The 21,210-nt window shown below is 44.0% G+C and carries 17 protein-coding genes; 14 read left to right on the forward strand and 3 right to left on the reverse strand.

Going from position 1 to position 21,210, the window contains the following annotated elements; genetic code table 11:
• Positions 1 to 350 precede the first annotated feature (350 nt).
• The 6 genes from mrcB (at position 351) to purH (ending at position 8,682) form a co-directional block, all read left to right on the forward strand.
• Positions 351 to 2,858, forward strand: a complete 2,508-nt coding sequence (gene mrcB / locus AB8P72_RS09105; RefSeq protein WP_102076836.1) for a penicillin-binding protein 1B — start codon at positions 351 to 353, stop codon at positions 2,856 to 2,858.
• Positions 2,859 to 2,888: 30 nt separating this feature from the next.
• Positions 2,889 to 3,713: a tetratricopeptide repeat protein gene (locus AB8P72_RS09110; RefSeq protein ID WP_102076835.1), complete on the forward strand. Its 825-nt coding sequence runs from the start codon at positions 2,889 to 2,891 to the stop codon at positions 3,711 to 3,713.
• A 164-nt stretch (positions 3,714 to 3,877) separates the two neighbouring features.
• Complete coding sequence (gene prmA / locus AB8P72_RS09115) at positions 3,878 to 4,804, forward strand: 50S ribosomal protein L11 methyltransferase (RefSeq protein ID WP_193030475.1); 927 nt, start codon at positions 3,878 to 3,880, stop codon at positions 4,802 to 4,804.
• A gap of 193 nt (positions 4,805 to 4,997) precedes the next feature.
• Positions 4,998 to 6,311, forward strand: coding sequence for a zinc-ribbon and DUF3426 domain-containing protein (locus AB8P72_RS09120; protein ID WP_369957664.1), 1,314 nt, complete (start codon positions 4,998 to 5,000; stop codon positions 6,309 to 6,311).
• A 321-nt stretch (positions 6,312 to 6,632) separates the two neighbouring features.
• Positions 6,633 to 6,902, forward strand: a complete 270-nt coding sequence (gene fis / locus AB8P72_RS09125; protein WP_068404623.1) for a DNA-binding transcriptional regulator Fis — start codon at positions 6,633 to 6,635, stop codon at positions 6,900 to 6,902.
• A 199-nt stretch (positions 6,903 to 7,101) separates the two neighbouring features.
• Positions 7,102 to 8,682 carry a bifunctional phosphoribosylaminoimidazolecarboxamide formyltransferase/IMP cyclohydrolase gene (gene purH / locus AB8P72_RS09130; protein WP_068404472.1) on the forward strand — a complete coding sequence of 527 codons (1,581 nt, stop codon included), beginning with the start codon at positions 7,102 to 7,104 and terminating at the stop codon, positions 8,680 to 8,682.
• A gap of 154 nt (positions 8,683 to 8,836) precedes the next feature.
• Here the strand turns inward: purH and AB8P72_RS09135 are convergent, their stop codons facing one another.
• Positions 8,837 to 10,711, reverse strand: coding sequence for a SurA N-terminal domain-containing protein (locus AB8P72_RS09135; protein ID WP_068404473.1), 1,875 nt, complete (start codon positions 10,709 to 10,711; stop codon positions 8,837 to 8,839).
• A gap of 463 nt (positions 10,712 to 11,174) precedes the next feature.
• A complete protein-coding gene (locus AB8P72_RS09140; RefSeq protein WP_068404475.1) occupies positions 11,175 to 11,447 on the reverse strand; it encodes an HU family DNA-binding protein in 273 nt (90 codons plus the stop codon).
• 639 nt (positions 11,448 to 12,086) lie between these two features.
• Here AB8P72_RS09140 and AB8P72_RS09145 point away from each other — a divergent pair.
• The 8 genes from AB8P72_RS09145 to fdx all read left to right on the forward strand — a co-directional run bounded on the left by AB8P72_RS09145 (position 12,087) and on the right by fdx (position 19,445).
• Positions 12,087 to 12,734, forward strand: a complete 648-nt coding sequence (locus AB8P72_RS09145; RefSeq protein ID WP_068404477.1) for a hypothetical protein — start codon at positions 12,087 to 12,089, stop codon at positions 12,732 to 12,734.
• A 498-nt stretch (positions 12,735 to 13,232) separates the two neighbouring features.
• Positions 13,233 to 13,760 (forward strand): Rrf2 family transcriptional regulator, encoded by a 528-nt coding sequence (locus AB8P72_RS09150; RefSeq protein WP_068404479.1) that lies wholly within the window; start codon positions 13,233 to 13,235, stop codon positions 13,758 to 13,760.
• Positions 13,757 to 14,983, forward strand: a complete 1,227-nt coding sequence (locus AB8P72_RS09155) for an IscS subfamily cysteine desulfurase (RefSeq protein WP_068404481.1) — start codon at positions 13,757 to 13,759, stop codon at positions 14,981 to 14,983. The genes AB8P72_RS09150 and AB8P72_RS09155 overlap by 4 nt, the downstream gene beginning before the upstream one ends.
• Positions 14,984 to 15,212: 229 nt before the next feature.
• Positions 15,213 to 15,626, forward strand: a complete 414-nt coding sequence (gene iscU / locus AB8P72_RS09160; RefSeq protein WP_068404483.1) for a Fe-S cluster assembly scaffold IscU — start codon at positions 15,213 to 15,215, stop codon at positions 15,624 to 15,626.
• A gap of 225 nt (positions 15,627 to 15,851) precedes the next feature.
• Positions 15,852 to 16,172 (forward strand): iron-sulfur cluster assembly protein IscA, encoded by a 321-nt coding sequence (gene iscA, locus AB8P72_RS09165; RefSeq protein ID WP_068404485.1) that lies wholly within the window; start codon positions 15,852 to 15,854, stop codon positions 16,170 to 16,172.
• A gap of 187 nt (positions 16,173 to 16,359) precedes the next feature.
• Complete coding sequence (gene hscB, locus AB8P72_RS09170; protein ID WP_068404486.1) at positions 16,360 to 16,950, forward strand: Fe-S protein assembly co-chaperone HscB; 591 nt, start codon at positions 16,360 to 16,362, stop codon at positions 16,948 to 16,950.
• Positions 16,951 to 17,119: 169 nt separating this feature from the next.
• Positions 17,120 to 18,997 carry a Fe-S protein assembly chaperone HscA gene (gene hscA / locus AB8P72_RS09175; protein ID WP_068404488.1) on the forward strand — a complete coding sequence of 626 codons (1,878 nt, stop codon included), beginning with the start codon at positions 17,120 to 17,122 and terminating at the stop codon, positions 18,995 to 18,997.
• Between the two features lie 109 nt (positions 18,998 to 19,106).
• Positions 19,107 to 19,445 (forward strand): ISC system 2Fe-2S type ferredoxin, encoded by a 339-nt coding sequence (fdx, locus tag AB8P72_RS09180; RefSeq protein ID WP_068404490.1) that lies wholly within the window; start codon positions 19,107 to 19,109, stop codon positions 19,443 to 19,445.
• Positions 19,446 to 19,546: 101 nt separating this feature from the next.
• Here the strand turns inward: fdx and AB8P72_RS09185 are convergent, their stop codons facing one another.
• Entirely contained in the window at positions 19,547 to 20,977 is a 1,431-nt protein-coding gene (locus AB8P72_RS09185) for an adenylate/guanylate cyclase domain-containing protein (RefSeq protein WP_068404492.1), read from the reverse strand.
• Positions 20,978 to 21,210: the final 233 nt, after the last annotated feature.

The following is a 21,210-nucleotide window of genomic DNA, read 5'->3' on the forward strand; positions in this document are numbered from 1 at the left end:
AGCGATTGAATTATCTGCCTTTAACACAGCTACTTTACATAGATATTGGCACAACGTTATTGGCACAATGATATTGGCATAAATGAGACTAAAAAATTGGTAAAAACTATTAATAAAAGGGGTCGATAAAACTGTTGGTATCAACCTAATTATTAATATAAACATTATACTACAAGCGCGCGGCGTAAGCAGCCTAGCCCTTTATCCCAAAACATTAATACCTCCAAAACACCTACTACGAAAGTCTAACGCCTGCTTAATGAATGCAGGCGTTGATGATGATAGATTGAAAAATTTGTCAATTTGCGTCATTATGAGGCAGTTTTTTATCCCAAAATGGTGTGTCATCAGTGCAAAAGTCTAATTCTAAGCGACCACAGTCGTCTAAGCCTGCTATCAATACGCTACCCTCACAGCAGCGCGGCGTGGTGTTTAGTGGTATTTTATTAATCGTCATTATCGCAGCTATGGTGCTATTGGCGCTATATTTGGTCAAACTTGATCGCACCATTACCCACAAGTTTGAGGGCAAGCGCTGGGACATTCCTGCTAAGGTTTACTCGCAGCCCCTAGAGCTGTATCAAGGCGCCAATGTCGATACAGACACCATGAAAACTTGGCTTAAGCTGCTCAATTATCAAAGCAACAAGGCTTATGATCGCACCGGTACCTACCATAAATCTGGCAATACCTACTTTATCCATACGCGCGGCTTTACGTATAGCGCCAACGACGTCGATAAAGAGCAAGTCATCAAAATGACCATTGCTGGCAATAAGATTGAGTCGGTACAAAGCACCCAGCCTGCCAAAACTGGCATTATTCGTCTGGAGCCAGTAAACATCGGCGGTATTTATCCAGACAGTAACGAAGATCGCATGGTGGTGACGCTCGATCAAGTACCGCAGCCGCTGATTGACGCGCTTATCGCTACCGAGGATCGCGGGTTTTATGAGCACAAAGGCGTCTCGATACGCGGTATCGCGCGTGCGGTATTAAACAACTTTACCGGTGGCCCTAGACAGGGCGGCTCGACCATCACTCAGCAGCTGATTAAAAACTTTTATCTGAACTCCGATCGGACGATGAAACGTAAAGCCAATGAGGCATTGATGGCGGTGTTACTTGAGCTGCATTATAGTAAAGATGAGATTCTACAAACCTATCTAAACGAGATTTACTTGGGTCAAAACGGCAATCGCTCTATCAATGGCTTTGGCCTTGCCTCGCAATTTTATTTTGATAAACCCCTCAAAGAGCTGCGTTTAGACCAACAGGCGCTACTTGTTGGTATGGCAAAAGGCCCGAGCGTTTATAACCCGCGCCGTCATCCAAACGATTCGACAGAGCGCCGTAATACCGTACTGAATAATATGCTAGCAGTCGGTAAAATTAGCCAAGAAGAGTACGAAAAAGCGATAGAAAAACCACTCGATGTGGCGGACAAACCCGTCGAAGGCAAAAGCCAGTTCCCTGATTTTTTAGATATCGTCAAGCGTGAATTGAACAAAGTCTATTATTCTGATGATCTGAAAAACGAAGGTCTGATTATCATCAGTACCTTAGATCCTATTGCCCAATTGGCAGCGGACAAAGCGGTCGAGAGAAAACTTGGTGAGCTACGTCGTCGCGGTAGCAAGACCAAAGACTTACAAGGCGCATTGGTCAGTGCCAATCCTGAAACTGGTGAGCTGGTGGCAGTGGTCGGTAGTGGCAGTGAATTTACTGGTTTTAACCGTGCTGTCGATGCCAAGCGTCAAGTTGGCTCGTTATTAAAGCCAATTATCTATATGACGGCGCTTGAAAGCGGGCGCTATAATTTGGCAAGCTCGGTCGATGATTCACCGATTACGGTCAATTTGAGTGACGGTACTGAGTGGAATCCAAAGAACTATGACAATCGTGACCATGGTTACGTGCCGTTTACCACCGCTTTGTCGCAATCGTATAATCACAGCGCGGTACGTTTGGGTATGGAGTTTGGCGTTAATACCTTTGCCAAACAGCTACAGCGCATGGGCGTAAAAGAGAAAATCCCGCCTTATCCTTCGGCTTTATTAGGCTCGGTCAATCTTAGCCCAATGGATATGCTGGGCGTTTACCAAGTATTCGCTACCGGTGGTTTCCGCACGCCTATTCATAGTATTCGTAGTGTTATTGATGATCGCGGACATATTTTGCAGCGTACCGGTTTAAATACCCAGCGTAGTATTCCGCCTGAGACCAACTTTTTGATTAACTATGCCTTGCAAGACGTGGTCAAAAACGGCACGGCCAGACGCATACAATCGCTTGGCAGCAACTTAAACCTTGCTGGTAAAACGGGTACGACCAACGATTACCGTGATGCTTGGTTTGCCGGCTACAGTGGCAACTATGTTAGCGTGGTTTGGGTCGGTCGTGATGACAATAAACCTATCGGTCTAAGCGGTGGTAGTGGCGCTTTGCCAGTTTGGGTCGATTATATGAATCGTCTCAAGCTGACCCCTGTCGCGCTGCCAGAGCCTGAGGGAATTGAGTGGTTGTGGCTTGAGAACAACTCTGGCAAGTTGTCTAATGAACGCTGTGCTGATGCGCGCTATCTGCCAGTGATGTCAGCGTATCTACCCGAAGAAGCCAGCAGTTGTGCTATTAGCTTATATCAACAAGAGCGTGCCCGCGAGCAGATACAATGGCAAAACCAGCAAGGCTCGATTAATCAACAGCGCCGCCGTGAAGGCTTAGATATTCCTAATGGCGAAGCCGTTGATACGGATAACGAAGGTGACGACGCTAACAATGCCGGCAACGCTGAGCAAGAAGGCGGGTCGAGCAATCGTGCCGATACTTGGTATGACCGCGCCGTTGAATGGTTCTAGGGTTTTTAAGACTTAAAAAAGGGTTTTAACATGGCTTTATTGATACAGCAAACTGTCGCCGCTAAGCAGGCTATCACTGCTCCTTCTAAAGGGCAAACTAAGCTGATTAATACGATACTTGCTACTAGCGCCCTTATTAGCGCATTAAGTTTAAGTGCTTGCCAAACGGCGCCGATAGCAATAAAAACGTCTCCTGCGCAAACGTCTGCGCCTCAAAAACAGCAGCCTACAGCAAAACAGCCAGTAACGGTAACCCAAGCACCGATTGTTAAAGGCGATGATAATAAGTACTCTACCGTGCCCAATACAGTGCCTACACAACCGACTTCGACAATGCAGTCATCCGAAGCAGAACAGGTCTATACGCCAGCAACACAAAGTCCAATCATCACACAGCCTGATAGCCAAGATGCCATCATCCTTACGCCTTCTCGTGAAGATTACATCCTATCCGAACCATCAATTCCTTCGCATAATGAGCTATTGGAGCGGGCGCGGCAAAACTCACAGCAGCGCAGTCAGCAAAGCACAGCCAATAACAGCAACTTGCCAGCCTTTCGTAATCTCATGCAAACAGGTACAGAGCAATTAAAATCAGGCAATATAAATGGCGCTGAGAGCAGCTTTACGCGCGCGCAGCGCCTCGCGCCCAAATCATCAGCCGTCTATTTTTATTTGGCGCAAGTCGCTCTTAAAAAGAATCAACCACGTAAGGCTGAAGCGATGGCGCGCCGAGGTTTGACCGTTGCTCAAGACAGCACTCGCCGCCGCAACCTTTGGCAAATCATCTTGCAATCAGGACAAGCACAGGGTAACGCTCGCGTGATAAATGAGGCCAGACAGGCGCTGCGCTAATAGGACACACTCTCGTATTTACCATGACGACTGAATCTATAAGCGCTAAAATAGGCTTATAGATTTAGTCGTTAATTTTTTTATCCCGTTTTTTATTGGGTTTAATGACTGTTTTCTTTTACTCCTTTAATTCTTCACTTTTATTTTAAACTAAGGTTACCTTTATGGCATGGCAACAACTGCATTTACAATGTGAAAAAGACAATGTCGATCTCGCTGAGGCGCTGTTATTAGAAGCTGGCGCGCTATCAATCGCTTTAGATGACGCAGGCGACCAGCCTTTATTTGAACCCCTTCCCGGTGAATCACCGTTATGGGATGAGGTCATAATCACAGGCTTGTTTGACGCCAATACAGATGCTGGCAATCGTCAATTACTTGAGGAATTAAGCCATGAAATCGGCGCACAAGTACAGGCCAGCCGAACGTGGGTCAACGCTGTCGATGATAAGGATTGGGAGCGCGAATGGATGTCCAATTATAAGCCAATCGAGTGCGCCAATAACTTATGGATTGTGCCTAATTGGCTGACACCGCCGAACCCTGACGCTACCAATATTATTATGGATCCAGGTTTGGCTTTTGGTACTGGCTACCATGCCACTACTCGCCTCTGTCTTGATTGGCTGACCGAGCAAGACCTGACCGATAAAGTTGTGATCGATTATGGCTGCGGCTCTGGTATTTTAGGGATTGCGGCGCTGTTATTGGGCGCGCGTCAAGTTTATGCGGTGGATATTGACCCACAAGCGGTGCTTGCGACCAATCAAAATGCAGCACGCAATCACGTTGATGATCGCTTGCAAGCATTTTTGCCAGAAGACTTCAATAATTACTGGCAACAAAACGATATGAAACCCGTAGAAATCATGGTTGCTAATATTTTAGCCAAGCCACTCATTGGTTTAGCGCCTTATTTTGCGACCCTGATGGCACCCAAAAGCCGTATCGTGTTAGCAGGCTTGATTGAATCGCAAACCGAGCAGGTCAGCGAAGCGTATCAGCCTTACTTTTCGCTCGATCCTAAGCATGCTTTTACCGCGCAAGAAGATCAACATTGGCAGCGTTTATCTGGTACATTTACAGGCTAGCAACATTTAATTACATCTGTTACGATAGAGGAGCAGTTAAATAATGTTGTGTATTTAACGCTGCTCTATCGTTGCCTGCAAATTATGATGATTACTCTATAAAAAAAGACATAAAAAACTGGCAGCGGTTGGTAAGTGATTAAGCAGTATTAACATGCGGTATTAATACTGATACCTTTTTGGATTCGACCTTATGACTACGCCAATCAAAACCCAGTGCCCTCATTGTCATGCTATTTTTAATATTAAAAAAACACAGTTAAACCAAAAAACAGCCAATGTTTGCTGTGAACATTGTCAACACAGTTTTTTGGTCAATAACAACCTTATTGTCACGAATGATACAGAGCCGACTGCTGACACTATGGGGCATGAACCTCAATATGATGCATCCACTACCGCCAATACTTCTATTAAGCAAACGTCTACCGTTACGCCAGAAGCAAAAGCCACAACCAAGCTAAACGTCACCTCTGAACCAGAAGATGCAGATATTCTTATCCATGATGATATGGCTGAAGAAGATTTGATAGAGGATCAGTTGATTCACGATGATATGGATATTGCAGATTTTGAAGAGGAAGATTTAGAATACGGTTCGCTCGACAGTATGGACGCTTGGCTAACGCAAGCAGCAGATAGCACCCCTACCTCAACCACGAACAGTAGTGATAAGTCGACGAAAAGCTCAGCGACAAAGCTAGATAAAAGCGCTCACGCCTCTGTTAGTCCCATAGAAAAACCCTCTTTAGCAAACGCTCTTATAAAAGAGCCAGCATCAGCTGCACAAGTAGCCCTTAGCTCAGCGGCAGCTAATGACATCCATGCCAGTATCGATGATAATAGCGATGAGTCTTGGCTTGAAAAATTGCTCAAAGAACAAAATGAAAACGAAGACGGTCATAGTCCAAGAAAAGACACAGATTTATCAGCGCTGCTCGCAAGCATGGGCGTTTCTATCAAAGACGAAGACAACACGCAGGCCGCACGCCTTAAAAGGCAGCAAGCACAAGCCAAGTTTTCACCAACACCTGCTAAGCGCTCGCTTGCTTCATTACTCTGGACATTTGGTTGTTTGGTATTAGCGCTGCTACTTTTTGCGCAGTATGTCATTTTTAATTTGGATAACTTGGTTAAAAATCCTGCCCATGCTGAGCGCTTGCAAAAAGTATGTGCTATCGCCGCTTGTAGCTTACCTAGCGCCAATCTAGCGGCTTTGAGTACAAGCGATATCACTCATCGACCTAGCCGCACCGAAACTGCCAACACCATTAGTGATATCAGCATCACCTTAAACAATCAAAGCACCCAAGCACAACTCCTGCCGCATGTGAAAGTCAGTGTTTATGATAGTGATGCACTTATCGGCGAATTTATTTCAGCACCGCAAGATTATCTACTCAGTACACAGAGCCAATTGGGCGCGACAAGTCGCAAGCAGCTGTTATTTACCATCCCAGTCGCCAATACTCAAATCGACAAAGTAAACGCCGAGCCTATTTATTAACATCAGGCTTGGTAAAATGCCATTTATAAGCAATAAAATTTATTCAAAAGTTTTGCTCTTTTATCAAATTTGTCTTAAATGTTTTAAATCTGTCATCATAAATGATAATAAATAGCGTCAAGCCTAGAGTAATAATAGGGTAATACCCAATCTATTGTTCTGATAGGCTTTGACTTTGTTATAATAGCGCTTAAACGCCTTATGGTTTACGCTTACGCTTAAGGACATTATCTTATGCCACCACATGCACCGTATAATGCCACTCATTTTGACCAGGATATTGAGAGCTCTGCTGATTATAAAGACGGCTATCATCGCTCTATCCATAAGGTAGAAGCTTCCTTAGACAATAGCCTTCATGCGCACCAACCGTTACGTGTGCATGTAGAGCGCGTGGTGCGGCAGTATTTTGCGATGCTCGATGATGAGATGCCAACCGACTTATATGAGCTTATTTTAAAAGAGATAGAGCAGCCACTATTGTCAGTCGTGCTTGAGAAGTGCCGCGGCAATCAGACCAAGTGTGCGCAAATCTTAGGTCTCAATCGCGGTACGCTACGCAAAAAGCTCAAAACTTATGGCTTAATGTAATCTATGGCTGTATGCCAGTCGCTGTTATTTACGACGACCAAATACTACACTCACCGCCCTTATTAGCCCTGCTAACCGACATTCAATTGTATGGCACGTTTATAGTTTATGATCTTATCAAACCCGATATGCTCTGCACTGCTTGCCATTATTACCTTGCCAGACGTTTACGTCAGGCTTTTTTTATGGAAATTTTCTTATGAGTACAACTCCCCTTGCCCTACTATCGGTTTCCGATAAGTCAAATATCGTAGAATTCGCCCAAGGCTTGCTTAAAGCTGGCTTTGGTTTATTATCGACTGGCGGTACTTACCGCTTGCTGACAGAAAATAACGTCGCTGTGACCGAAGTTTCAGACTATACCGGTTTTCCTGAAATGATGGACGGCCGCGTTAAAACGCTACATCCAAAGATTCATGGCGGTATTTTAGGACGCCGCGGTACTGATGACAGCGTCATGAATGAGCACGCTATTGAGCGCATTGATTTGGTCGTCGTCAATCTTTATCCGTTTGCAGAGACGATTGCACGTAGCGACGTCACCATGAACGATGCGATCGAAAACATCGATATTGGCGGCCCTACTATGGTTCGTTCAGCAGCAAAAAACCACGCTCACGTCGGTATTGTGACTGACCCTGCTGATTATACGCGCGTGCTTGAAGCATTAGGCAATGGAACGACTTTAACCGCTGCCCTACGTTACGATTTAGCGGTCAAAGCCTTTGAGCATACCGCACAATACGACGGAATGATTGCCAATTTCTTGGGCAGCCGCGTGAATGAAAACCAAGAGGCAGAGAATTTCTCTCGTACCTTTAACGTCCAATTAGAAAAAGTGCAAGACCTACGCTACGGCGAAAACCCGCATCAAAAAGCGGCTTTTTATGTCGAAAACCATGCCCTAAAAAGCCAGCAAGCCTCTATTGCAACCGCGCAGCAGCTACAAGGTAAAGAGCTCTCTTATAACAATATTGCTGATACCGATGCCGCACTTGAATGTGTTAAAGCCTTTAGTGCGCCCGCTTGCGTGATTGTAAAACACGCCAATCCTTGCGGAGTCGCCGTAGATAGCGATCAAGTCACGGCTTACCGCACGGCTTTTAGTACCGACCCTGAGTCATCTTTTGGTGGTATTATTGCCTTTAACCGCGAACTTACGCTTGCTGCAGCCAAAGCGATTATTGACAATCAATTTGTCGAAGTCATCATTGCCCCAAGTATCGAAGATGGCGTTTTGGAGGCGACCGCTGCTAAGAAAAACGTCCGTGTCTTAGTTTGTGGCGAGTTGCCAACGCCTGAGCAGCGCGACAGCCAGCTTGATTATAAACGCGTCAATGGTGGTTTGTTGGTGCAAGAGCAAGATTTGGGCCTTATTACCGCCAACGATTTAAAAATCGTTACCGACGTCCAGCCAACCGAAGCACAGATTGCTGATTTATTATTTAGCTGGAATGTCGCTAAATATGTCAAATCTAACGCCATCGTTTATGCCAAGAATCAACGCACTATCGGTGTTGGCGCCGGTCAAATGAGCCGCGTCAATTCAGCGCGTATCGCCGCTATCAAAGCCGAGCACGCTGGTCTTGCTACCGAAGGCGCGGTAATGGCATCAGATGCTTTCTTCCCATTCCGTGATGGTATTGATAACGCGGCCGAAGTCGGCATTGCTGCTATCATCCAACCAGGCGGCTCTATGCGTGATGACGAAACGATTGCTGCCGCCAATGAGCATGGTATTGCCATGGTCTTCACTGGTATGCGCCACTTCCGCCATTAATCAGCGGTTAAGATAATGCTATTAAGAAAACAGCGTTGAGAGTAAATAAAAATTGTAATGCATAAAAAAAGCCACTATTAATAGTGGCTTTTTCATATTTAAGGCTTAATAAAGCTCGTTAAAAAAAGGGTTTAACAAATGCCTTATAGGTCGCTTAACGTCCTTGCGCATTGGCCATATTGGCTTCATTAATCTCAACTTTATAGACCATACGTAGATAATCTAGATAATCTTGCAGCTGATCTTGACCCAAATTATCACGAATAATGGCGGCAGTTTGTGCTCTTTGGGCATCAGATAGCGGCGATTGCTGCTCTGTTTTGATGCGATCACCGACCAATAACGTCGCACCCGTTTCAGTCTCACTCGCTACCGCCACGACGCCATTGGCTGCCGCTTGCTGACTAAAGGCTAAGCCGCGCTCTTTTTCGCTCAATTGCGTAGTCTGACGGTTTATCTCGCCCAATGCTTGCAGCTTAACAGGCTGCTTTACAATATCAGCAGGCGTTTTAATAGTGGCCGCCAATTTCTTCGCTTCTTGTAATGCCAGTGCCGTTGCTTTTTGTTGACGCAATATCTGCGTGATTCTTGGCGTCGCCGCTGTTAAAGACAACGTCTTAGTTGGACGATAATTACTTGGCTGTACCCATACCGTACCATTACCAACCTCAATACCCGCAGTCACCGCTTGGTCTTGAATAGTAAACTCATCAAACGCTTGCTTAATTACCGCCGGCTGCGCCAAAGCAGATTGGTTGTTTTCTTTACGATAATCTTTGATATGTTTTAATGGCACATTTTCTTGCTGAGCGATATCTTCAATACTAAAGCCATCTGCTGCCAAGTCATTAATCGCTGTGACTTTATCGGCATACATTTCCTGGCGTTTATATTCTTTGGCTTTAGCGGTTAGCTCTGCACGCATACTCTCTAGACTTGGTATCTTGCTACCATTGTCCTCAGTCACGGTAAATATCTGATAGCCAAAGCTGGTCTTTACAGGAGCACTGACATCACCAACGCTCAAGCCTGCCAGCGCTTTTTCGACAGCTGGCGCATCATTACCAAATACCGCTGGATTAAAACGCCCGATATCGCCGCCTGTTTCACCTGATGGATCATCAGACTCGGCTTTGGCAACCTTGGCAAATGACTCACCTGTCGCAAGGCGGGCTTTAATTTTATCCGCGCGTGCTTTGGCATCTTTACCGGTTAGTAGGATTTGGCTAATTTTACGCTCATCAACCACAGCAAGATTTTGCTTATAGGCTTCATATTGCTGCTGCAAATCTTCTTGGGTGACTTCATTAACTTCAATCGCTTGCGGATTTAGCTGCAAGTAAGCCAAGTCGACCATGGCCGCACTTTTGAGTTTGTCTTTATTGGCGTCATAGTAAGCTTGTATATCACCCTTGCTCAACTTTACCTGCTCAGCATAGTCCTGCCATTTAAAACGATGCAGCCAAATATTGCGCGACTCTAGCTGCAAATCAATCAACTGACTGACCGCTTGCATCGGATAAACTGCGGTACCGACGATGCTGGCATTGAGCTGATCTAGGCTCAACTGGTTGCGAAACTCAGCAAACAGCTGGTTTTTTGTCATATTGCGCTGACGTAAAAAGTTTGCAAACTGCTCGTTAGAAAAATTGCCCTCTGCATCTTTAAAGATTTCTTCTTGGCGCAGCAAGCGATTGATGGTGTCATCAGAAACCGTCATGCCCAGCTTGCCAGCCTGCTGCTCTAGCAAGGTACGATCAATCAGCCCTTTTAGGACTTGCTCGTGCAGCACGTCTTCATTCAATAAACTGGCATCATCAACTTGGTCTAAAAGCTCAGTACGGCGGTTATTGACGGCAGTTTGATACTCGGACAGTCCCACGCTTTTGTCACCTACTTGAGCGATTTGGTTGGGATCGACACCGCCGCCAAAGTAGCTTTCGACACCCAATAGAGCGAGCGGCGATAGGCACAAAATCAATAAAATGCGACCCGGCCAGCTTTTTAAGAAATCGCGCAATTTATCCATAGTTATCTCTGCTTTATTAACCTATATTGATGAAAGACCATTGTAATACTATTAATAATATCAACGCTGTATAAGCAGGCAATGGTAAGAAGAAGAACGTGTGCATTTTATCGCTATAAAATAAGGCGGATTGACGAAGTTTATAACAAGATTTAATAAAAATTCTTGTTTATACAACACCGCTATCGCGCGCCCTATGATACGTGATTTTTGATATATACTCAAAATATTCAGGCGACTATTGCTACTTAAAGCTACAAATTTCAGCACTAAAAAAAGCACCTAATCTTTAGGTGCTTTTTTGGTCATTCGCTCATGACTTAATGAATCGTTAAGTCATGAGTTGCTATCTATTGTTTTACTGCCAACCAACGCTGTTTTTATTCGTGTATCACGTCGTCAACGAGCATTTGATTATTTTATTATAGAATAGCTAAAAAGAGTACAGCTTAAACAAAGCGGCTTAGTTTAAACGCTCTTTTAGGTTTTTACCGGCTTTAAAGCTTGGTACTTTGCTTGCTGGAATGCTAAGTTCTTCACCAGTCTTAGGGTTACGGCCAGTACGCGCTTTACGGTCTTTTACGCTAAAAGTACCAAAACCAACCAATGAGATGCTGTCGCCAGCTTCTAGCGCTTCACCAACACTTTCCATTACTGCATTCAAAGCTTCGCCAGCTTGAGTTTTATTTAGACCACTTTTTTCGGCGATGCTATCAATTAATTCTGACTTATTCATAAAATTTCCTTCAAGTTTTAGGGGGTAAAAAACGCTCACGCCAAGTATTGTATCGCTCTCAGAGTACTTAAGCAATAAAAACCACTGGCCTCACGCATAAACAGGTTTCGCTTTGTTAACGCCTTTATATCAAGGCAGCATAAGGAGCGCAAGCGATTTTACATATTTTTGTGCACTCTACTACGTATTTGACACTCAATGTTACTTAAAACTGCTGCAAATTTTCTATTAAATCGCTACTTTAGCTTATAGGATTTAACGAAATAAAGCACCTATCGTCAAAGCACCTATCTTTGTATTGGCTCTCTTATGCATTTTGCCTTGATAACCTAAATACTCAAATATGATGCAGGTGCTTAAACTCAGTTTTTATACTAACAAGCAAAATTAAAAACTAAAGCATAAACTTGGATCGAAAAATAGCTGCCAAGCCCGACTAATGCATTACCAGTCATAAATTTTGGTGTCTTTATAGATGAGCAAATTATAAGGTAGTGACTGACCAACTGACAGAAACGTGCGTTACTTTTTATGCTAAAGGCGTTACTATAAGCGCGATTGCATTGTACATTTTGGGTTGATTTTGACCTTTGTTTGTCCTTTTATCTTTAACTTACACAATAAAAACGGATTATTTACATGAAGCGTTCTACGTTGTCTCACTCTTTTCTTAATATCATATTGGTGTTTATCGAGTCGGCGCTGACCCTGTTGTTACGTTTAGACCCAGAACTCCGTAAAGCTGCTTATCCACTCGCCAAGCAAGAGACGGTCGTCGCGCTTAGGTTATACTTGCCTCATGTAGAGGTTTTCGCCACCTTTACTACCAAAGGGGTATTATTAGATGATAGATTGCCTATCGGCCGTAGTGAGCCTGACGTTATTATCAACGCTTATAGCGTTCAGGTGATTAACGCCATCATCACCCACGATACTGAGTCGACTGAAAAGCTGCAAATGCGCGGTGAGGCGGTGCAAGTACAGCTGGTCAAGCAGTTTATTATGCAGCTTGGTTTTGGTAGCTTAATTCAAGGGCTGATCAAAAAGATTAAGGGCGGCAAAGGTAAGACCAAACCTACTGAAGCCGAAATGGCAGAAAAAAAGGAGAGTTATAAGCTGCGTATTAAGGAGCAGCAAACTCAAATCAACACGCTGACCATTAAAAACCGTGAGCTTGAAACCACGGTTAAAGAACTGCAAAGCAAGCAGAAGACCTTTATCATTACCGCAATTATTTTTGCAGTTATCGCTATCGCTGCCATTATTGCTTTATTTATCATGACCTAATGCCTTACTAACTGCAGTGTAACGTGTTTTTAAAGTTATTCTTCTAACCTTGTATCGCGTTTAATAGGATGTAGACTTATTAAGCGCTCTTGCTTCCTTTCTGCAGTTCACAGCCTGCGCGTTCGCGTATTTATTCTCTTTTAAGCCTTAATATTACCTATCATTGTTTTTATCAATGATAGGAATAAGTCGCACTCACCATTCAACCACACTTTAATCTTGACTAAATTACTCGGGATTGAGTATAATTACCCTATCGTTGCACACATCGGGTAAACCATCTGCTGTTTAATAGCGACAAGACACCACTTAGTCGATAGATGATTTTCCTAAATAGAAGCGCAAGTACGGCTAGCTACTAACTAGCTTTTAGCAATAAGTCGATTATAAATCTATTAAATCTATAAAGAACCTATTGATAACCCTGCTCTTTTGGAATACGACAAGACTAAGTTCGTTGTTAAATAAACTTTTTATAAAAAGGATTGGAGATAACACATGCGTTTGACTACTCGAGGCAGATACGCCGTGACCGCTTTACTTGATTTGGCTTTGCAAACCAGCCAACAAGACAGCGCCGTCTCTTTATCTGACATTGCTAAGCGGCAATCGATATCTATCTCTTATCTTGAACAGTTATTTTCCAAGCTTCGTAAGCGCGGTTTGGTCACCAGTATCCGCGGCGCGGCTGGCGGCTATCACTTAGCCAAGCCCCTTGATGAGATTGATGTGATGAGCATCATTTCTGCCGTCGATGAATCTGTCGATGCGATGCAGTGCGGCGGACGCGGCGATTGTCAAAGTGGTACAATGTGCCTAACGCATGATTTATGGTGCGCTTTATCAAATCATGTCGAACAATACTTGAAAAATATAACATTAGCGCAATTATTAGACATGGAACATGTGCAGTCAGTCTCAGACCGTCAGCACCTCACGTTTCCAAACGACATTGCTACAAAAGATATGTCCACAAAAGACATCAACACTATTACTCTATCGACCAGCGAGGCAAACCCAGCATGAGCCAACATAACAACCTTATATACTTAGATTATGCCGCCACGACGCCAGTTGCTAAGTCAGTCGCTGCTAAAATGAGCGAATATCTGACGGTAGACGGCATCTTTGGTAACCCAGCATCACGCTCACATGGCTATGGCTGGCAAGCAGAAGAAGCGGTAGAAACGGCTCGTCAGCAAGTCGCTGAAGTGATTCATGCGGATCCACGCGAAATCGTCTTTACCTCGGGCGCGACAGAATCAGATAACCTAGCTATTAAAGGCGCGGCACATTTTTATCAGTCGCGCGGCAAGCACATCATTACCAGTAAAATTGAGCACAAAGCGGTTTTAGATACTTGCCGTGAGCTTGAGCAAGAAGGTTTTGAGATTACTTATCTTGAGCCGCAAGCTGGTACGGGTTTGATTTTGCCAGAGCAAGTACAAGAAGCCCTACGTGACGATACGATTTTAGTATCACTAATGATGGTTAATAATGAGCTTGGTACCATTACCGATGTCGCCGCGATTGGTGAGATTACTCGCAAAGCGGGCGTTGTATTCCATGTCGATGGTGCGCAGTCTGTTGGTAAAATACCTGTTAATCTTGAAGAGATGAAAATTGACTTGATGAGTTTTTCAGGTCATAAAGCGTATGGCCCTAAAGGTATCGGTGCGCTATTTGTTCGCCGTAAACCTCGTATTCGCCTAAAAGCTGAGCAGCATGGCGGTGGCCATGAGCGCGGTATGCGTTCAGGTACCTTGCCGACGCACCAAATTGTTGGGCTAGGTGCTGCATTTGCATTGGCCAATGAGCGTTATGAAGAAGACCATGCTCACGTGGCAAAATTACGCCAAAAGCTGTGGGACGGTCTACAAGATATCGAAGAGATTTATCTAAACGGTGATTTAGAAAACAGCGTGCCTAACATCATTAACATCAGCTTTAACTTTGTTGAAGGCGAGTCACTGATGATGTCGTTAAAAGACTTGGCGGTTTCATCAGGTTCAGCCTGTACTTCAGCGACGCTTGAGCCATCGTATGTATTGCGCGCCATCGGTCGCCCAGATGAGTTGGCCCATAGCTCAATCCGCTTTAGCTTTGGTCGTTATACCACCGAAGAAGATATTGATACCGTCGTAAAACAGATGCATGAAGCGGTAGACAAATTACGCGCCCTATCGCCACTTTGGGATATGTATCAAGAAGGCGTTGATTTAGACTCGGTAGAATGGTCTGAGCATTAATATTTATTCATAAAACTTTAATAGTAAAAAGGTTTAATGGTTATCAGGTATAAGCATTAAACCAAATAGTTCATCAGACAATTATAAATACCATTTTTATAATATGTGTTTGACCCCAATTATCGATGAGTAGACAGACATTTAAACTTAATAAGTGAGTTATTTGGAAAGTTACTTATATAACTTAACATTTAAGTGGCTACTCATCATCTAACTAGGAGAAAACCCCATGGCCTATAGTGACCAAGTTATTGATCATTACGAAAACCCACGCAACGTCGGCAATCTTGACAAAAATGCCAAAAACGTTGGTACGGGTATGGTTGGCGCCCCAGCCTGTGGCGATGTGATGCGCCTACAAATCCAAGTCGATGATAACGGTATCATCGAAGATGCACGCTTTAAAACCTATGGCTGCGGTTCAGCAATTGCTTCAAGCTCGCTTGTCACCGAGTGGCTAAAAGGCAAAAGCTTAGACCAAGCTGGCGAGATCAAAAATATGGATATCGCTGAAGAATTGGCATTACCACCGGTAAAAGTGCATTGCTCAGTCCTTGCAGAAGACGCCATTAAAGCCGCCATTAGCGACTATAAAGGTAAGCATGGTACAGCTGCGGCAGTAACAGAAGAAGCAACCAGCTAAATTATATAAAGCCTTGCGCTTATTTATATAATAGGCGCAAGTAGCGAATTTGAAAACAAACATGAGTAATACGACGTTAGAAGCTACTAACGCCCATAAGGTGACAATAACGCTCATGTAATTGTCACCTTTTATTTATTTTTAACGCTTTACTGGCAGTGGTGTTGATAAAAACGCTTTTGCCGCAATTATTATCTCAATTATTGATAGTCAATGGGAGTTGGCATGATTGAAATGACAGAACGCGCCGCTCAGCATGTTCAAGACTTTTTGGACAATCGCGGTAAAGGTGAAGGCATCCGAGTAGGTATCCGTACAGCAGGCTGCTCAGGCTTGGCTTACGTGCTAGAGTTTGTTGACACGCCTGACGAAAACGACACCCGTTATGAAAGCCGTGGCGTCAATATTTTTATTGATCCTAAAAGCTTGGTTTATTTAGATGGCTTAGTGATGGATTATGAAAAAGAAGGTCTCAATGAAGGCTTTAAATTCACCAATCCCAATCAAAAAGGTGAATGTGGCTGCGGTGAATCGTTTACCGTCTAAAGCTCTAAACCAGAGCGCGCTAAACGATTGATATACGAGCGCTTAGCACCTAAAACCTGAGTTAGCGCTTAGATACTAAGTAAGTACTGAACTTTAAAAGACCAGTATTTAAAACAGACAGTAAATAAAACAGCGCATAAGTAAAAGCAAGTCTTCACAAGAATAAATAAAAACAAAGGCAGACGCTATGACAGACATCACGCCAGACGCACAGTTTGATAACTTCTTTGCCCTATTTGAGCAACCTGTACAGTTTGCGGTCAACCAAGAGCGCCTTGATCAGCAGCTGCGTCTGCTACAAAAACGCTATCATCCGGACAACCTTGTCGCTGATAGCAAAAATGTAGCGGATAGTGCACAAGCTAAGCAGCAATCAGAGCAAGCCTCAGCGCTAATTAACCAAGCTTATCAAACGTTAAGAGACCCTGACAGTCGTGCCAGCTACTTGTTGGATATCGCTGGGCAGGCGCAGAACTTAGAGCATTCGATTGCCGATTTGGACTTCTTAGAAGATGCGATGCAAATGCGTATGGATTTGGACGATGCGATTGAAGGCAAAGAGCTTGCCGCGCTAAAGCAACTACATCCGCAGATTACCGAGCGTCTAAATAAACAATCTGAGCGTTTTGATAGTGCTTATCAGAGCCAAGATTGGCAAACGGCGATTGATGCCACGCAAAAATTAAAATTTTTGGTGAAATTAGATGCCGATGTTACTACAGGGCTTGATGAAGTCGCGTCTGCTGAGCATTTAGATGACGACGATTTATACGTTTAACGTCATACTAATTCATTTAAATTGTTTAACTTCGCGGGTAACAAGCCTATATGTAGCTAAGGTTAAAATAACCACTACTATGCCGTATAATTGTAAACATTAAATACTAGTCAACTATATATTATATTTGTACCATTTCTCTTAATTCATTTTATCTTTGAGTTTTCTTATGTCTTTATTGCAAATTGCCGAACCCAATCAAAGTGCCCAACCTCACCAGCATCGTTTTGGCCTAGGAATTGACCTTGGTACGACGCGCTCATTGGTCGCTGTGGTACGCTCAGGCAAGGCGCAAGTTTTGCAAGCTGATACAACGACCGACACCTTATTGCCGTCGGTGGTCTACTATCCAAGTGCTGGCAAGCCCTTAGTCGGCTATGATGCCCTCGCCCACTTAGTAGATGATCCAAAAAATACCATCGTCTCGGCTAAGCGCTTTATGGGCCGTAGCCAAGCCGATATTAAATTTTCCCATCCTTATGAGTTAAGTGGCAGCAAAGACGCCATGCCAGCCTTTGTAACGGCGCAAGGGGAAGTGTCTCCTGTTGAAGTTTCAGCACGTATTTTAGCCGCGCTTGAACAACGTGCCGCAAGCGCTTTACCTGATGATAGTATACAAGGCGCAGTGATTACTGTGCCCGCCTATTTTGATGAAGCGCAGCGTCAAGCCACTAAAGATGCGGCGCAAGCTGCTGGTATTAACGTTTTACGTTTATTAAATGAGCCTACCGCGGCCGCCGTTGCCTACGGTCTTGATCAGCCTACTGATGACAATAGTGAAAACTACTACTTAATCTATGATTTGGGTGGTGGTACTTTTGATGTATCTATTTTAAAGCTCAGCGATGGCGTGTTTGAAGTCTTAGCGACAGGCGGCAATAGTGCGCTTGGCGGTGATGATATCGACCGCTTACTGACCAATTGGCTGATTAAGCAGTTAAATATTGACCCTAAAGACGTGAGCCTGCACGACAAATCCATACTCGCCCAACAAGCAAAAAGCTATAAACAAGCATTGACCGATGCTGAGCAAGTCGATATCGACATTGTTGTCAATGAGCGCTCTTTTCAAGGTGTGTTACGCCGCGACGATTTGATAACAATTGCAGAGCCTGTCAGCCGCCGCACGTTAAGTGTCTGCGAGCAAGTCCTGCGTGATGCCAAATTATCTGCCGCTGACTTAGATGAAGTCATTTTGGTCGGTGGTTCTACCCGTATGCCTGCGGTGCAGCAGGTGGTGGCAGATTTCTTTGCTAAAGAACCGCTTTGCCGTCTTAATCCAGATGAAGTTGTAGCTTTAGGTGCGGCACAAACGGCGCATCAATTGGTCAATGGCGATAGTGATAATGGCTTATTATTGCTCGATGTGACGCCTTTATCGCTCGGTCTTGAGACCATGGGCGGCTTGGTTGAAGTGCTGATTCCGCGCAACACCCCTATTCCCGTCAAAAAACGACAAGTCTTTACCACTTACCAAGATGGTCAAACCGGCATGGTCATTCATGTAGTGCAAGGCGAGCGTGAAACAGTGGATAACTGCCGCTCACTTGGACGCTTTGAGCTATATGGTATTCCGCCGATGAAAGCGGGCTTTGCGCGTATTGAAGTGACCTTTAGTATTGATGCCAATGGTCAGCTGACCGTCAGTGCGCAAGAAACAACGACCAAGACTGAAAGTAAAATTGAGATTGTGCCATCTTATGGTCTGTCTGATGAGCAAAAAGAGCAATTATTAATCGCAGGCTTTAAGTATGCGGAAGAAGACAAGAATGCGCGCTCGCTAATTGAGACCAAAGTAGAAGCGGAACGTGAATTATTGGCGCTACAGTCGGCGCTTAGCGAGTTTGCGGCGTTAATCTCACCTGAAGAGCAGCAGTCATTGACCGAGAGCATGCAAGCCTTGCAAACCGCGCTTAGCACCGACGACTTAACCGTTATTGAAAGCGCGCAAGGCAAATTAAAGCCACACAGTGATGCTTTTGCCGCGCGTATTATGAATCAAAGCGTCAAAGCAAGTATGTCGGGTACCAGTGCGCAAGATTGGTAGTAGATAGCATTTATACCACTCATATGATAGGCGCTTAAGACACTCACTTAGCAACCTTACTAGATTGACCTTTTTTATTTTTAATTGATTAGCAGCGGACGAATAACTTATGCCAAAAATTACAATATTACCTCACCATGAAATCTGCCCAGAAGGCACCGAAGTCGAGCTAGAATCGGGCACAAACTTATGTAAAGCGCTACTTGAAAAAGGCATCAAGATTGAACATGCCTGCGAGATGTCAAAAGCCTGTACTACTTGTCATGTCGTGGTGCGTAAAGGATTTAACACCTTAGATGAGATGGACGATATCGAAGCGGATTTATTAGACCGCGCGTGGGGTCTGGAGCCTGATTCACGCCTATCGTGCCAAGTGATGCTTGAAGATGATGATTTAACGATTGAGATTCCTAAATACACGTTAAACCATGCGAAAGAAAATCATTAAATAATAAAGCTGAAGCATGAAATGAAACTAAAAAATCCAGTTATGATAAATAACTGGATTTTTCTTTTTATAAATACTTTCAAGTCGCAATCAATCTGTACCTAATTATGACTGATATTTTCCTGCTTACTTGCTGTGACTATCTCAAGCAGCGCCGCCTGCTCTTCTTGTTCGATACGGGCAAGCGCTAGATTCAAGCGATTTCTGATATCTTGATAGTCATTATTTTGCATGTCTTTAAAGTTCAAATGCAAATTAAAACCAGGTAGCGTATGATCTACCCATTTTGACAACTGACCTTTATTTTCATCAGGGTCGAGTACTTGCCACGCGCTTACCTTATTATCAAAACCTTTGAGCTGAAAAGCACCGACATATTCACAGTCATAATCATGCGAAATATAATCATGGGTACTTTCGCTAATAAATATCTGGCCTTTACCCGCGACTGCCTCAAGCCGTGAAGCAAGGTTGGCCTCTTTCCCAATCAGCGTATAGCTCAAACGGTTGTTACTGCCAAAATTGCCGACGTGACAGTAGCCGGTGGTAATGCCGATACGGATATATAGTCCCTCGAAACCGAGCAGCCGCCATTTTTGCCGTAAAGTGCGCATTTCACGGCGCATATCTATCGCCATTGCCACACAATCGAGCGCATCTTGGCGCGGCCCTCGACTGTTCGGCTCGCCAAAAAAGCACACCATCCCATCGCCGATAAACTTATCCAACACCGCGCCGTGCTTATTGGCGATTAACGTCATACAGTGCATATAGGTATTTAGAATGTCCGCCAAATTGTCAGCGCTCAAACTATCGGACAATTCTGTAAAGCCAACAATATCTGAAAACATCATCGTCAGTTTGGCGCGTTTATTTTCGACACTAACGGGACTGTCAGATTTAACGATTGGTTCCCAAACTTGCGGCGGTACAAAGCGCGTCAGTTTATTAATGACAGAAACCATGGTATTTAAACGTCCAGCCGCTTGCCGCGCTCGCGCTTCATAATCTACATAATCACGATAAACATGGCGAAAATGGCACAGTATCACAATCATACTGGCCAATAACACCGCAGGGGTAACAAAGCTGTCGTGACAGTCCATCTCAGTACTATTTAAAGTCACACTGACGTAATAAAAGACAATGACCGTCACTACTGATGCAGCGAGAAGTTTAAGATGGTTTTCAGGGCTACTAAGAATAATCCGCAGACCGATGAGCGCTGCTAGACTGAGCGAAATCACTGCACAAAACTGTATCGAACCTATGACCGCTGAAGATAAAATAATAACAATGTTAGACGTCCAAAAACTGGCTGGCCGGCGATAGTTATAGATTAAAATCAGCAAACTCGGCAGACAAACCACGACAGCGAGCGCCATCGACGTCGGACTAAAGTTGTAATGTATTGCGAGCAATACGACCGTTAGTATTAAAACAAAAATTTCTGGATAATCAAATCGATAGGCATTGCTATTACTACCACCCTGTACAGGAATCTTTGGGCTTGTGGTTTCAAAAAATGCCATGGTCAAGGTTCGCTTAAAGGAAAACTGTCGAAGGTTTGAATAAAAATTAAAGCGGATCTTCTATTAACATATGTTTTTGTGCAGTCTTTAGATTAATAAGTATTTAGGTTAATAAGCATTCAGGTTGCTAAGCCCTTAAGTTAACAAGTAAATGCGTTAATAAGTAAATCGCTTTATCAACATTTGATAATATAAGTAGATAGGAAATCTATCTATTATACGGCTTTAATGCT

The organism is Psychrobacter sp. CLB018, from assembly GCF_041222815.1.
Lineage (GTDB): Bacteria > Pseudomonadota > Gammaproteobacteria > Pseudomonadales > Moraxellaceae > Psychrobacter > Psychrobacter faecalis.

Coding starts and splice junctions, on each gene's coding strand:
- AB8P72_RS09110 (WP_102076835.1), top strand. CDS start 2,889: ATGGCTTTATTGATACAGCAAACTGTCGCCGCTAAGCAGGCTATCACT.
- prmA (WP_193030475.1), top strand. CDS start 3,878: ATGGCATGGCAACAACTGCATTTACAATGTGAAAAAGACAATGTCGAT.
- AB8P72_RS09120 (WP_369957664.1), top strand. CDS start 4,998: ATGACTACGCCAATCAAAACCCAGTGCCCTCATTGTCATGCTATTTTT.
- purH (WP_068404472.1), top strand. CDS start 7,102: ATGAGTACAACTCCCCTTGCCCTACTATCGGTTTCCGATAAGTCAAAT.
- AB8P72_RS09135 (WP_068404473.1), bottom strand. CDS start 10,711: ATGGATAAATTGCGCGATTTCTTAAAAAGCTGGCCGGGTCGCATTTTA.
- AB8P72_RS09140 (WP_068404475.1), bottom strand. CDS start 11,447: ATGAATAAGTCAGAATTAATTGATAGCATCGCCGAAAAAAGTGGTCTA.
- AB8P72_RS09145 (WP_068404477.1), top strand. CDS start 12,087: ATGAAGCGTTCTACGTTGTCTCACTCTTTTCTTAATATCATATTGGTG.
- AB8P72_RS09150 (WP_068404479.1), top strand. CDS start 13,233: ATGCGTTTGACTACTCGAGGCAGATACGCCGTGACCGCTTTACTTGAT.
- AB8P72_RS09155 (WP_068404481.1), top strand. CDS start 13,757: ATGAGCCAACATAACAACCTTATATACTTAGATTATGCCGCCACGACG.
- iscU (WP_068404483.1), top strand. CDS start 15,213: ATGGCCTATAGTGACCAAGTTATTGATCATTACGAAAACCCACGCAAC.
- iscA (WP_068404485.1), top strand. CDS start 15,852: ATGATTGAAATGACAGAACGCGCCGCTCAGCATGTTCAAGACTTTTTG.
- hscB (WP_068404486.1), top strand. CDS start 16,360: ATGACAGACATCACGCCAGACGCACAGTTTGATAACTTCTTTGCCCTA.
- hscA (WP_068404488.1), top strand. CDS start 17,120: ATGTCTTTATTGCAAATTGCCGAACCCAATCAAAGTGCCCAACCTCAC.
- fdx (WP_068404490.1), top strand. CDS start 19,107: ATGCCAAAAATTACAATATTACCTCACCATGAAATCTGCCCAGAAGGC.
- AB8P72_RS09185 (WP_068404492.1), bottom strand. CDS start 20,977: ATGGCATTTTTTGAAACCACAAGCCCAAAGATTCCTGTACAGGGTGGT.